9 protein-coding genes are annotated in these 14760 nt (G+C 47.6%); all 9 read right to left on the bottom strand.

The genetic code is table 11. The features are described from left to right. Position 1: 1 nt before the first annotated feature. Complete coding sequence (locus QGP82_RS10230) at positions 2-853, bottom strand: phage baseplate assembly protein V (protein WP_499058837.1); 852 nt, start codon at positions 851-853, stop codon at positions 2-4. Continuing rightward, a complete protein-coding gene (locus tag QGP82_RS10225) occupies positions 853-1827 on the bottom strand; it encodes a hypothetical protein (protein WP_499058835.1) in 975 nt (324 codons plus the stop codon). Before QGP82_RS10225 ends, QGP82_RS10230 begins: the two co-directional genes overlap by 1 nt. Before the next feature lie 81 nt (positions 1828-1908). Further along, positions 1909-4125 (bottom strand): hypothetical protein, encoded by a 2217-nt coding sequence (locus tag QGP82_RS10220; RefSeq protein WP_499058833.1) that lies wholly within the window; start codon positions 4123-4125, stop codon positions 1909-1911. Positions 4126-4161: 36 nt separating this feature from the next. Further along, a complete protein-coding gene (locus QGP82_RS10215; protein ID WP_499058830.1) occupies positions 4162-5319 on the bottom strand; it encodes a hypothetical protein in 1158 nt (385 codons plus the stop codon). A 573-nt stretch (positions 5320-5892) separates the two neighbouring features. Beyond that, a complete protein-coding gene (locus QGP82_RS10210; protein ID WP_499058827.1) occupies positions 5893-6399 on the bottom strand; it encodes a hypothetical protein in 507 nt (168 codons plus the stop codon). Positions 6400-6659: 260 nt separating this feature from the next. Continuing rightward, on the bottom strand, positions 6660-10112 hold the full coding sequence (locus tag QGP82_RS10205) for a hypothetical protein (protein ID WP_499058824.1): 3453 nt from the start codon (positions 10110-10112) through the stop codon (positions 6660-6662). 13 nt (positions 10113-10125) lie between these two features. Continuing rightward, complete coding sequence (locus QGP82_RS10200; protein ID WP_499058822.1) at positions 10126-13089, bottom strand: MSCRAMM family protein; 2964 nt, start codon at positions 13087-13089, stop codon at positions 10126-10128. Between the two features lie 2 nt (positions 13090-13091). Next, entirely contained in the window at positions 13092-14633 is a 1542-nt protein-coding gene (locus tag QGP82_RS10195) for a hypothetical protein (protein WP_499058819.1), read from the bottom strand. Next, positions 14617-14748 carry a hypothetical protein gene (locus tag QGP82_RS10190; protein WP_264315260.1) on the bottom strand — a complete coding sequence of 44 codons (132 nt, stop codon included), beginning with the start codon at positions 14746-14748 and terminating at the stop codon, positions 14617-14619. Before QGP82_RS10190 ends, QGP82_RS10195 begins: the two co-directional genes overlap by 17 nt. Positions 14749-14760: the final 12 nt, after the last annotated feature.

Genomic DNA, 14760 nt, shown 5'->3' with positions numbered 1-14760 from the left:
CTTATCCCACCTTTGTATTTCGTGCTTTTGCCTGAATCGAGTTAATCTTTTCTGTGGGGACCATAATCGGGCAGGGTGCGCCTAGATTTCCCACATGTTGATGCATGCTAAGAATAATATCGTCATTGTCTGCCACCGCATTACCGGGCATGCGCCCGCCGATTTGCACCGACCCGGTTGTCGCGTCTCCGACTTTGATCGAGCCCATGCTTTTGACGGTGACGCTACTGCTGGCGGCATCCAGGGTAATGCCACCTCCCTCTATGTTGAGTTTACAGGTGCCATTGTCGATGGAAACATTGCCCCCAGAAAGGGTAATGGTACATTGCTGGTTTTTGATAGTAATATTGTCGTCTTTAACGCTCACCTCACTCTTTTCGTTAACGGCACTGAGTTCACCATCTTTTACGGTTACAACATTTTTTTCATCTTTACTGGTAAGGGTGACTGCGCCTTCTGTATCAATTTTGAGGCTGCCGCCTTCTTTTAAGCCATGCTGCAACAAAAATTCTTTTTCTTTATTAACAGGCGGCTGGTCGGGGTCATTGTAGAGGCGACCGATAATGACTGGAGCGTTAAGGTTGCCGCCGATAAAGGTGACTAGGACCATATCGCCCACGTTGGGGATATTCACTAGACCTAGATGGGGTGTGGTAACCGGCACCTGGCGTAGTTCAAAGTCTTGGCCGTCGGGTTGTTTTTTATTTTTAAGCTTGATCGAACATTGATAGTTTTCTTTGTCGCTGTCAGATTTGTGAGGGAAGATGGCGGTGACAATGCCCAGCTCGGTGGTGTAAATCTTGCGGGCCTCGTGGGCGGCTACCTTTTTCATGACGCCGACAATGGAATCCATCAGGTTTGCTCCCAATCAATGGTGGTATAAAAGCCTTTGCGGCGGCTGAGGTGATGGGCGACGCCGGTAATTTTGAAGGTGCCATTGTGTTGGGTTTGGGGCATCTTTTCAATTTTGATGGCGTCGCCTAGCTTGATGTTGGGGTCGCCTAGGACGCGTACCTGGCCTCGTTGTTTTTGTTGTTTTTGGGCTAGCAGAGCCTGAGCCACTTTGTTAGCAACGGCCTGGGTGCGAGCGGTGGGGTCAGCGATGCGTAGTTTTGTGCTGGTGCCGCCTCCGGCGGTGCCTTTGACGTTTTTTTTGGTGAGCCAGCTATAGGCTTGGTCGCCCTGTCCTTGGCTGGCGGGGCTTTCGCCGTAGACTTCGACGGCGGTGATGTTGGGTGCGGGTTGGGCTTGGTGATAGTTTAGGATGTTGTTGCCGTAGGTAAGGGTGTGGGTGGTGGTGGGGTTGTATTTGGCGAAGACAAGTTTGTCGTCGGTGTTGGCGTAGAGGTCAACGTTGCATTGGTGGGCGAGGTGGGCAAGGTGATCGTAGGTGGATTGTTGGTCGCCGATGGTATAGGTGGGGAAGGTGAGGCCGTTTTCGATTTTGGCGGTTTTTAGGTTGAGGCGACTTTGGGCGATGTGTTTGACGATGTCACCGGCGGTGGGTTTCTCGTAGAGGAGGTTTAGGTGGGTGGTGGTGAGGGTATGGAAGGTGCTGAGGGCTTCGATGGTGATGTGATCGATGCCATAGTTGATGGTGTGGGCGGTGCCGGTGAAGATGGGGGTAGTAGTGGTGCCATAGCCGAGGGCGACGGTGATGGGAGCGTTGGGGGAGAGGGAGAGAGTAGAATGGGAGGCAAGAGTAATGTGGCAATAATGGGAAGGAGCAAAGAGAGAAGCGTGAGAGAACAAGGATATAAGAAGAGGACTATCTTTGGGAATATAGAGAGCAGAGGCGATAGCAATTCTATGTGCTATGGAGTGCATTACTTGTTTCCTCACAAGGAGTGAGCAATGAATTCTGCGATCATTACTTAATGGTTGGATTGCTTTTGAACTTGTCTGACGTCACTTCAAATAATGTAGACCCACATTTTGCAAAAGAACAATCAGATCTAAGCCTGACTTTTTGCCCATTTCTTCAAGAATTTGGACGGCAAATTTCATGTTTGGCATTTCTTTAAGCATAATTTTTTTTTCGTCATCCGAAGCAGATTCACGTTTTTGCTTTATGGAATCACAAAGAACATCTATGAAATTAACAAACAGGAGCTTTTGCCTAAAAGCATCTACCTCAATCAAGTTAAAGTTAATAACATCATTTAAACCCATGAAGCCTGGAGCATCATCCAATTTACTTTTTTGAGAATAGTTATTAAAGAAAATTTTTATTAATGCAAGCATTATGATGTTTGATATTTCTTTCTTTTCATCTAATGCTCCTTGAAGACCAGAAAACTCATCCTCTTTAAGTGGAATAAATTTTCTCGAATTTATTATTGATTTTTTGAAAAAATCTAGAAAAGAAGCTCTTTCATCAGAGGTTATAAAAGTCTTTTTAACACAATTAATTAGAGCGGCGTCAATTATTTGATATGAATCAAGATCTAATTGTAAGTTATGTTCTCCCTCTAATATTTTCTTCTGTATTAAGCTCAAAACTGCTGAATGTCCGTCAAATTTGAAGGTAGTCTTACTAGTAACTCTGATACTAGACATATATTGATATCTTACCCAAAAAGCTATCCAATCAAAGTTGATTGTCGTAACTTTAAATCGATTGATTAGATCTGCATGACATTCATAAAAATGATATAATAATCTCTTATCCTCCTGAATTTCTTTAATAACTTCGAGAAAACCTTCCAATATTTGATTCCGAATAATTGTCCAGTTCGGAAAATCTTTAAGATCGATTTTATTGCTTCTAGTGCTAATTACTTTAAATTGGGAGTATTTTTTTGCTATGCTAAGTTTAAATATAGAATCATAAATTTTTCCATCATCTTCGAATATTTCACGAACTAACGGAGGTATATCCTCTATAAAAATTGAACAAATAAACTTTTTAAAAAACCATCCATGATCAAAATTGCCTAATATTTCACTAAGATCAGGAAAATATATTGGGTCGGCAGAGTTTGTAAGTTCTTTTCCAGTACGAGTAGTAAAGTCTATATATTTTTCAATTGGATTATCCCCTTTACCTTTAGACGTAATAACAGAAATAGCTTTATTTAGACTCTCAGGATTGAAAACAGGTAGAAATGAATCATTGTCTATTACACTGATAGGATAGTTAACTTTGTTATCTTTGCTATAGGTTTTATCTGTGTAAATAGCATTTCCCAGATTGAGTGTTTCTCCAAAGCGATCTCCATTTCCTAGTAAACAATCAGCTGCCATAACGCGGCCTATATTTATCATGAAGTCGCGATTCGCGAGAATTTCTTTATTAGAATAAAACTTATTGACAATAGATCTAAGCTTTTTGTCTGACTTAAGCTTTTCTTTTATTGTATCGTTATTAATGGTTATACTATCTCGTCGTGTTAACCCGTTGTCTTTGGCCCAGCCAATCAAATCAAAAATTACGTTTTCAAAACCTCTTGATTGACCCCACGAGTTTCCGGATGAATGATATTTTAGATTTTTCATGACTATCAGATATTTTGAAGAGTCAAGAGATGTGAGGAACTCATTATATTTTTTGCTCTTTTTATCATTTTTTTGCTTTGAAATATCTGTTCCTCGTGTTTTAATATGTTCAATCAGCTTGTGGGAATTAAGTATATCGGGACTAGATGTCTTGAGATTAGGGAAGTAACTTCCCTTCTTTTTGCTTAAGTTTAATGGTATAATCAAGCTTTTAGGAGTTCTCGCTTTTCCTAAGTCCTTCAATACTCCTTCAGCAAATAGTATCTGTTGTGGAGCATCCGTAACCTTGACAACATATTGTCTTTTACGTTTGAGATTAGTATTTATATAAATCACGCCACCTTTTTGTCCCTCTTTAGAGATATCTATGTCGGTCAGATATTTCCACCATTCTGCTGCCTCGAAGAACTCTCGGTGATGTATCTTTTTTAGGGTTGTAGGAGATAATCTAGGCCTAGATTCAAATTGGATTCCTCCTTGACCTGATCGAGACCTTCCTTGGCCCAGTAGTCGAATTGCTCCTTGGCCCAGTCGAATTGCCCTTCGTCTATTTCTATTCCCTTGTACATTTGCTGTTGTATCGCTATTTCCTTTAGTTGATTTGTTGGCTTTATCTGTACTTTTCATGGTGTCACCTGATGATATTTAATTTGAAATTATTCACTAACAACCCGAAAAAATTATTTCCCATGGTTTATCTTCATTCTCAAATTGTAATGAGCAACCTTCTGATTCTAGGGAAACCTGATGAACTAGAATTCCATCCGAATCGACAATACCCTTACTCGGTTGTAAAACACCGTCATCTAAGATATATCTCTTTTCGGCTTTCTCCTTAACCAATAATTGCAGCGTTGGTGGATCATCATCATAAAAATTGCTTTCTTCATCTAATTCAGCATCTTCTAGCAAAATCTCAAGTGCTTCCGATTCATCCTCAAACTTCAACACAACAGAAAAAGCCTGCTGACAAACCGGATGCACTAAAATCCCATCCTCATCCACCGTTCCCTCACTTGGCATCATCATCCCATCATCCAACCGATACCCCACCCCCGCTTTCTCTTCAACAAGTAAACTCAACATGCCAAAGTCATCGTCATCATCAAAGTCCGGTAGTTCTGTATAAAAATACGTCCAAGCCACCAATGGATAGCCCATCTTATCCGTCCCCGGCTTGCCATCATTCATCGTCAACCGCAGCTGATACGGCCCCTTCTCCGGTGGCAAATACCCATTCGGAAAATCTGGCTGATAATTATCCACCACCAGATCATTCCAGGCAATACTCCCCACCCAAGGAATCTCCACCTCTTCTCCATCTTTAATCTTGCTGCCAGCTACCAAACCACCCCGTCGCAGATAAGTACTGAGCATTCCCTGATCCCATACCGTTTCCCAAATCGCTTCAGGATAACCCGGTGCAAATAGCTCAAACTTAGCTTTATAAAACCGATCCATATTGCGTACTTTCCACGCAATCAATGGATTCTGTACCCGCGAGATAAAGCTAAAGGTTTCTGATACCTCGGCAAAGTATTTCCCCTTTTTTGTATTGTTCCCTTTGCCGTTGTTAAATGTTTCCGATACCTGATCTCCCAAGATCAACGACAACCGAGTCACGCCATGGAAGGGACTGCTGCTCACCGTCGGTGGGGCAATGCCATATCGCTGGGGCAACGGCTTTAGGCTGAGCCGACGTGGGGGTTGCTTGGTCGGTTTGCGCGGCTTGTCTAACCCCATCAACGGCGGAAACGGATAATCTGCCCCTGGTTTATCCAATGGCTGTTGTTTGATTAATTTGGTCGCTTCAACAGGCATTTGATATATTTCTCCCTGACACCCCTGCCGTGTACATACAAGTATTGGAATTTAGTGTTGGCGGTTGCATTACCCCCTCTAACTCCCCCTAAAGCCCTCCGGGCATGGGCTAAAGCCTAAGGTAAGGGGGAGAACTGGAGTTTCCCCCTTGGTAAGGCTACGGTGTACACACAACTGGAAGATGATTGGCATCGAGTATGATAAACAACGGTTCCCCTTCGTAAGGGGAACCAACGGAGGGGTCTTCGGTCGTTAGCGCTAGTTATCCAGCCCCCTCCCTGACGGTTCCCCTTACGAAGGGGAACCCCTAGTAGGCCATATTGAAACCTAGGATTTTTAAGGGTTTTAGCCATTCTCTCTGACTTATGTATACACCGTAGCTTGGTAAGGGGGAATTAAGGGAGGTAAGGCAGGATTCTGAACTCCCTGCCGAGATGTTTGTACACCGTAGCCCTGACAACTCCATATAAATCATGACTAAATTTGAACCTTTGAATGTAGAGATTTTCCATGGAGCGTCTCTACGATATTTTAGAAATTCCTCCTAATATTTTGGGAATTTATTAATGGCTTCTACGCCATCTCCTCAGGATCGCCTGCTCCAAGGGGAAACTCCCAACTAACGGGTTTTGTAGCATCGTCCTCACTAGGCCATAGGGTCAAATTGGCCTGTGTAGCCGTTGGCGATACGGCCTGACTCATATAGCCATTAACATCTGTAGTACCCGTGTAGGTTTCACCACTGACCTCTAGCTCATAGCGCTTATTGGCATAGAGTTCATCATTCTCATCAGTAAATGAATAAGAGAAATAGGCCTTGAGTGTCTTTACTTGAAATACATACTGACGATTACGGGGATCATCTGGCCCAAAGGCTTCAATTTGTACCTGTTTGACCCGTTTTTCAGGAATAAAAATCTTGTCATCTACAAACAATTCACCATCCGGTCGCTGCCGCCGTAGATTGTTATTCTCAGGATGATAAAAAATAGTATCTGTCGAACGAAACCCCGCTGTATGGGCAATGCCCGTTAGCGTATCGCCTAACTTAACAACATAAACCTCACCTGAACTCTCCATAGATAGCCACCTTTTAGGCCGTAAACTTAATTAATTTCTCAGAAAGAGAGATATAACACCAAATCCGAATTCATTAAGCCCAATTAAAAATGAACAATCCTGTAGGGGCACTCCCTTGTGGATGCCCTTCGATACCGGACTTAAAAGTCATCTTTGCTTACAATATATTCTACGTGAAAAAACACTTTTAAAATGTTTCAATTTGTGCAGTCTTTTCGGGTGGCAATTGGTATCTTCTTTTACATTTTTATAATTCTTTTTTACAAAGGCATGGCGGCTAACAAACCATTAAAGCTAACCCCCAGCTTGTCTACACCGGTCTCAATCTCTTCACTCAGGGCATATAGTTTTTCAAACAATGCGTCAAACAAGGTTTCAATGCCTAACTCATCCTTGAGCTGAATAATCTTTTGATATTGCTCATTTAAGGGTTTAGCAATTAGCTCAACTGGATGAAATAGAGTTAGCTTTCCTAGCAAAACTTCGCGAACTAGAGTTGTCAGGCTCAAAATAGGGGCAGTTTGTTTTAGATCTGCCATTGTTAGCTCTTTGGGTAGATTTTCTGCTTGATTCACCTGCCAGCTCACGTCTTCGGGGATAATCACGTCACCCGCTCGGCCCAAGACCAAAGACTGTACTGGCATCTCCAAAGCGGCGACACCAGGTTCAAAGACTTTGTCCTCTAAGGTTTCAAACCAGATATCCCCCATGGGCGTGGTTGCTACAAGAGGGGTACCGCTGGGGATCGCAATGGCATTTGCTGCTGGCGCAGCTAATGTGACAGTGATACTACCTCGGGCTGTTGCTAATAGTTGGGCGGGGGCCAACCGTTCTAAACTGCGACGGACTTTGTTGTATAACTTTTGTAAGGGGGCAATTAAAGCGGTTTCTGGATTCAGCGCCGCCAGGGGCTTGACCACTTCTTCTTTTACTCGCTGTAACGGTTCTGCTAAAAAGTCGAGATTAAACGCTTGCACTTTATCCTTAATGCCAACCATGGCCTGGCCAATGCGGGCTAATCCGTCAGGTATTTGGTTAAAGACCGCCAGGTGCTCCTGTAGCCCCAAAATAGACTGAATCGCGCTGCTGATATGGGCAAGGGGCTGCTCAAGCTGCTGGGTGATGGCGTCAATGGGGCCAGCCACCAGACCGTCTATTGCCTGATTTAGATAGGTTTTGAGGCCAGCTACCCCATTGCTCACCAGGTTGTCGATGGCTGACAGCCCCTGATCGAGACGCTGGGTGAGACGCTGCCAGAGACGTTCTAGGGTATCTAAAATGCTGATGAGTTTTTGGTTAAACTGGTCAATCAAACTGGTGGGAATGGCCAACAGGGTGACGGGGTTGAGGGTTTGTAGCTGGGTTTGTAGCTGGCTATAGCGTGCTTGTAGCTCTGCCGGGATCTGGTTTGCCCCGTTTAGTCGCCGGGTTTGTTGTTGCCAGCCCTGGGCTAGCTGGGTGATCTCAGCCAGATAAGTTTTTTCATAATCAGCCACGGTCTGAATCACTGTTTTAACCTGATCTAACAAGACCGGTTCGCGGATTTGCGCCATGATTGTGGTGGCTGCAGTGCGCAGGGGGCTGAGCATCGGGTCTAGAGCGGAGAGATCCAGGCCATCGACAAGTCCGTGCAAGCTGTTTACAACAGTCTCTAAGAAGGGTGTAATCCCGCCGTCTAAAATTGTTTGTACGGGTTGCCAGAAGGGCTGATCTTGCAGACGGAAGCCACTGATCGTATCGGTGACCTGGCGCACTGAGCCCACCACCTGATCCACCAATGTCTCCAGCCCCAGTTTGTCTAGTTGTTGGGTGACGGTGTGCAATAGGTCATTGATGGGGATGAGTAGCTGACGCGGTGAGAGCGATCGCACAAATCCCATCAGCTGCTGATAGATGTCCACCAGCGGTGCCAGCAAGGTTTTGGGGCTGGCAACAGCATCTACTTTGGCCAGTAAGTCGGCTTGAAACTGACTGATCGGCTGCATCAGCTCCACCAGTTTATCGGGGTCAACCAGGGCCTCTACCTGGGCAACCATGGCTTCAAAGGGCGGGGTTAGCAGCTCACCCACTAGGGTGCCGGGTTCAAATCGATTGATAATATCCACCACCTGATCGAGCTGGGCCTTAACCGGTTCGATCACTCCACCTAAAACCGGCTCTGCTATCTGGGTCCGATAACCTTCTTTGAGAATGTCGGTGGCCTGGGAGGGTGGGTCAATGGCATTGCGCACCAGGTCTAAGGCTGCGGATAGGGCCGTGCGCAACATCTGGTTAAGCTCGGCCACATTGATCGAGGCCAGGGTGGTTTTAACGGTGTCCACCTGGTTAAGGACATCGTCAAAAATCGGCTGCAGGCTAACCTCGTCCAGCTGTTGCACCACCTGGTCAATGCCCTGCTTAGCCTGCTCTAAACCGCTCCGAACCTGGGGGTGTTCTAGCACGGCGGTCATTCGGGCAATCAGGGCCTGGAACTGACTAATGAGGGTCTTAACATCAAAGGCTGCGACTTTATCGATTAGCCCTTTGACTAATCCATACACTTGCCCAATGGCCACATTGACTTGGTTGATCACACCGCTCACTTGGTCGGTGATGTCGTTAAACATGGCCTTGGCTTGATTGATCAAACCGGTGAGGTCAAACCCTTGGATAAAGTCAACAATCTGCTGGATCAGGTTGGTCACCAGGGCACTGGCTTTGACCAAGGCCTGCTCGGCGGTTGCGATCGCACTTTCAATGGTGCCCACCACGGTTTCAATCCCCGCTGTGATTTGGCCAACGCCCTGGCTAACCAGGTTTTCTAGGGTTGCGATCGCCGGTTGCAACTGGTCCAATATGCGGCTGAGATCAAATTGTTGCAGAATGTCCAGGGCACTGGGGGGGAGCAAATTAAGTTGGGTTCCCAGCGCATGGGGATCGAGCTTGGTCAGTACCGTATCCAGCGTCTCCATGGCCTGGTTTGAGAGATTGGCAAGTGTCCCTTCAAACTGATCCACATGATCAAATGCGGTCTGGGTTTTGGCCTCTAAACGAGTGATTTGACGCGTCAGTTGGTTCGCCTGTTGCTCTAAGTGAGTCAGATGCTCGTCGGTTAGTTGATGGTCCAAAGGCAGGGCCACCAGGTCATTCATCCAGGTTTGAAAACCTTCAGTGGCGCTTTCTTCAGTCAATCCAGTTAGTAACTGACTAAGCGTCTCAACCTGCCCCCCATAGGGACCGATCACATCGCTTAGCTGGGTGAGGGCAGTCTCGCTCAGCGATTGAACTGACAACAATTCGCTTAGATAGTTGGCATCAACCGTTTGTTCACTCAGCTGACTCAATGCCGGAAAAACAGTCTCCGTCAGCGCTTCCAGCATGGTTTGAAATTCACCCAACACTGGCGCTGCCCCCATAAATGAGGTGGTCAGAGGAGCCATTAATGTCTCAATTTCCAGCGAGCCATCGGCTAACCCCTGGAGCTCACCTAGCAGCCCACTGAGCAAGTCATCTGGGTTAGACGGCAGAGTTTGGGCTAAATCTGTAAAGCGATCAACAGCCCCCGTCAGGGCGTCTAGTTTCGGAATTGTCACCGTATCCCCGATGGAAAACTGAGGTAAAGAAATGCCCTGGGTCAGTCCGGTAAACTGCTCAACCAAACCGCCACTGTCCGGTTTCTGAAACGTTTGTAGGATGGCCAAAAACCCCTTCTGTTCCGAAGTACTTTGTTCCATAATGGTTCTCTCCTTACTCCTCTAACCATTGCCAATCATCCTGATCTAACTCTGGGAATGAGAGGGTATAAACAGTTCCCGCCAGTCCTTCAACCCTGAGTCTTCCTTGGTCATCTAAAACACCTGTCTGCACCCGTTCATCGTCCTGATATAGCTCATAGCGCAGCCCAGTCAAAGGCCTGTTATCGTCATCAAGCACCGTCAGGGCAAGCCATTTGGTCGCAGAGGGATCTGTGGCCCGATCGTCGTCTACAGGAGATTCCCTGGGCAAGTCTCTTGTCAGCTCCTGGGGCTCAGTCTCATCTAGGGTGGGAGCCAGCTGCCAGTCTCCTTGATCTAACTCTGGGAAGGTAATCTCATAGGCCCCTGGCAATAGTTGGTCAAGACGAATGTTGCCTTGGTCATCTAAGGTACCTGTACGCACGGTCTCGCCCGCCTGGCTAAGTACATAGGACTCATTGGCCATGGGCTGACCTGCATCATCCACCAGGGTAATAATTACCTGGGCAGTGGCCTGTACAGGAGGAGCTACCGAGGACTCAGGGACAGATGAGGGGGCTCCTGATGTTTCATCTGGGCGACTCTCTGCGGGGGGCTGAGTTGGAGTTTGGGGTAGAGGAGGACGATCCTCCGGTGTTGCAGGTTGTTGTGTCTCTGTTTCGCTGGCTTGCAATTCCCAATCTGCGGCATCCAGGTTCGGGAAACTTAGTCCATAGGTGCCGACGGGTAATTGCTCAAGGGTCGCGTCTCCTTGGGGGCTTAAGTGCCCTGTTTGCACAGTGCCATCCGGCCAGGTGAGTTCATAGGTCTCATTAACCATGGGCTGACCCGCATCATCCACCAAACTCAGGGTAATGCTGCCGATGTTAGGTGGTGCTGATGTATCTGGAGAGTCTGTGGGAATGTCCCGGGATATGTCGGTGGGGTCAGTCGCTGGAGGGACTGGCGTTTCTGTAGGGGTCTCTATGGAGGAGGGAGTCCCTGACGTTAGCTGCCAATCGTCTGCATCTAACTCAGGGAAACTAATCTCGTAAGCTCCGACCAACAGATCGTCAAGACGGATATGCCCTTGGGCATCTAAGGTACCTTCTCGCACGGTCTCACCTGACTGACTGAGCACATATCGTGCATTGGCCATGGGCTGACCCGCATCATCCACCAGGACAATGTTCACCAGAGCATGAGAGCCAACGGCATCAGGGCTTTCAGATGAATCTCTATCCACCGGACGTTCGGCAGGCGATTCTGGGGAGCCATCATCAATGGGAGCATCATCAACGGGCAGCCCAGGGTGTGGATCAATCGCTTCACTGGGCAGCAATTCCCAATCAGCCGCATCCAGATTCGGGAAACTTAGCCCATAGGTGCCGATGGATAATTGTTCAAGGGTTGCTTCTCCTTGAGGGCTTAACTGGCCCGTTTGCACAGTGCCATCCGGACTGGTGAGTTCATATGTCTCATCAGCCAGTGGCTGACCCGCATCATCCACCAGGGTGATACTTATGCGAGCATTGGGTTCAGGTGGCTCTATAGGTGGTCTATCGGAGGGACGCTCAGCAGGTTGATCGGTCGATGGCCTATCAGAGGGACTCTCCGATTGTTCACTGGCTTCGCTGGTTAACAGTTCCCAATCTGCTGCATCTAACTCGGGGAAACTCAGGCTATAGGTTTCTGTTAACCGTGCTTCAATCTGGGCGCGTCCCTGGTTGTCTAATTGACCCGATTGGCGGGTGCCATCGGGCAAGAGAAGGTCATAGGCTGTATTTGCGATCGCATTACCAGCTTCATCCACCAATAACAAAACTATCTGAGCAGTCTCTACGGGTGGCAAATCACCCGGTTGGGTCAGGGCCTTAAGCTGTTCTGGGTCAACCCCAGCCGCTGTCAGATCCTCCATTGAGACTCCGGCAGCCAGCAACACATCTGCCCCCACCCCAGCGGTGAGTAGCTCGTCTAGGGCAACACCCGCTTGTAACAGATCGCTAACTGGCACGCCTGCGGTCAGCAGGTCTTCCACCGTAGCGCCCGCATTCAGCAGTGCCTCAACCGATAGCCCAGCAGCCAATAAATCTTCCACCGAGCCGCCCGCTTTGAGCACCTGCTCAGCCGATAGCCCAGCCCCCAACAGGGCGTCAACGGTTACACCTGCCTGTAATAGGGTCTCAGCGGTCACCCCGGCTTGTAACAGCGCCTTGGCTGACACCCCAGCGGCCAGTAAATCGCTAATCGCTACCCCGGCTTCTAATAGCTCGTTGACCGAAATACCGGACTGCAATAGACGTTCAATGGGCACCCCTGACTCAAGCAACGTCTGGAGTGACGGTTTAGGCTGCCAACTTAAAGTGAGCTCAGGCGGTTCAGGTATTTCTTGTGCTGGGGGCTGAACGGGTTCGATTTTGAGGTCCAACAGGCCCCTTAAGCCATCAGCAACAGCTGGCAGCTCTTCTGTGGCGACGGTGATTTGATTGAGGGCTCCTTGCAGCGGCTCAGCGGGGTTGGTCAGGGCAGGCAAGCTGCCCATACTCAGCGCCTCCGGTAGGGTGGCGACATCCAACAAGAGCTGCGCCTGGGACTGGATTGCCTGATCGACCGCAGCTGCGTCAGCAATGGTGGATGGCTTTGGGGGCACATACTCGGCAATGGTGAGCCGATAGCTGAATTGCTCAGGAGCCTGGGCGGCTTGCAACACATCAAATTGCTCCAGGACCACCTGGCTAAAATAGGCCCTACCAACAATGTCAGCCAGAAAGTCAACGGGCTCCCGTTGTTTATACGCTTTTCGAAGGGTCTCCAAATCCTCTTCGGCAGACGTGCCATAAAAGATCCCTTCAATCTGCAATCGAACGGAATTACGCCCCAGATTTTGGGTGATATTCCCTTCTAGGCCCGGCACCTGATGATGAACTAGGGCAGCCCGCTCCAGAGTATCCACTTTGTGGACCCGATCTAACTGGATTTTGGCCAGTTCAATCGGCATAGCTAGTCTCCATAAAATCGATGGTATTCACGGGAGATTTCTGCAGAAATGGCCGCCATGACCTCCTCTAAATCCAGGGGCTCAAGAGGCAAGATATCTGTCGATGGTACTGACGATGCAGAGGACATGGTTGAGAAATCGGTTGGCCAATCTACCGGAGACTCTATCGATTGGGTAGCGTGTATGTCCGTTGGGGAAATGTCTGTCGAGTGTTGTGGTTGAAGAGGACTGGCTGGTGTGCTTGGTCTTGGCTCGGAAGAGTTTATCGCTGGCATCGTGTCCCTTGGCAACTGTGTTGATTGCTGATGCCCTAATGGTTCTGGCCACTGCGAGGACAGAGTCTCACGTTCACGTTCAGAAGTTGAGTCAACAGACGCTGTAGACGTTTGCTGATTAACTTTTGAACCGTTAGACGGAATTTTAAGATGTGGCCTCAAATAAGAATCGTCAGACTGATCAACCTGTGGAGACTCAATAGACGAATGATCTAGCCAATTGGCAAACGCCGATAGATCCTTGATGGGTGCTTGGGTGAACACTGTAGGGACAGGCTGCTCTGAGTTCAGCAGTTGGGCATCAACAGTATTGGCAGTATTGGCCTGAGTCTGAATACTTGGGGGCATGGAATGAGACTCATTAACCGTTGGTAAGGTGTAAATCTGATCTTTTATAACTTGATTATTTACAGTTGAAGAGAGAGTGGCCAAAGGTTGGGACTGAGTCGATTCAAAAGGCTTCTTTGTTGACGGGGAAGTTGATTGGTTTGGCAAATTTTCCAGAATGCTGATTTGAGCATCCTGTTGCTGGTTTGGCACTCGTTGTTCAGCTGCGCCAACGGCACCAACATTCAACGTTTCTGTCGGCCTAAGTTGAGTTGAGTGAGTTGAGTGAGTTGAGGTAATCCGTTTGGAAAACGTTTTATCCAAGCTTGCTTGAGATATATTTTTGTGATCAAACTTCGTGACTGGCAGACTACCAGTTTGCTCACCTTCTTCATTTTTGAGTGGTATGAAGACTTGATTAGCCCGTTCTCTAGCGATTGGGTGGCTGAATTCTGGTTGTGTTTTTGATAGCCCCGAACAAGACGCTAGATTGACGCCATCACTGGACTGAGGCAAAACAGGATATGAATATTGTCGTGACTTATAGTCAGTTGATTTTGAGGGAACAGATATATCACTCATCATAGGCGGACTTCTATCGACAGTCGCCCGACTTTGGATATCGCTATTTGGTTTCAATTCATGTGGCCAAGTAACGGCACTAGAGACATCGGAGTACCGAAAACCAACATCTTGCTGTCCATTAATGGGGTTACTCTGGACGGGAAAAAATGGAGCCGTTAACCACGCTTCAAGCTGAGTCAGCTCTTCACAGATTTGTAATACCTCCTGAATATCTTGTTCCAGATGATGAAAACTACTCAAATCCTCATCCCCTAACCCGTGGGAACACCAGGTATCTAATGACCAGGGCCAAAGCGATTGATACTTCTGTCGTAACGCATTACCCAGCGTCGTTAAATGGTCAGAGGGATCTTTCATGCTCAGCCTCTTCGTCTAAAAGTTGAAGATAAAGGGAAATTTGTCCCATGGTCATCACCTGCAACTGTTGGGGAGTCCAGCCAAAGGCACGGGCTAATCGATAGCTTGATCGCACTAGCGATGATTG

The organism is Leptothoe sp. LEGE 181152 (assembly GCF_032906605.1).
GTDB lineage: Bacteria > Cyanobacteriota > Cyanobacteriia > Phormidesmidales > Phormidesmidaceae > Leptothoe > Leptothoe turfae.
Note: the sequence above shows the minus strand (reverse complement) of the source record. Positions and strands in the feature narration are given on the sequence as shown.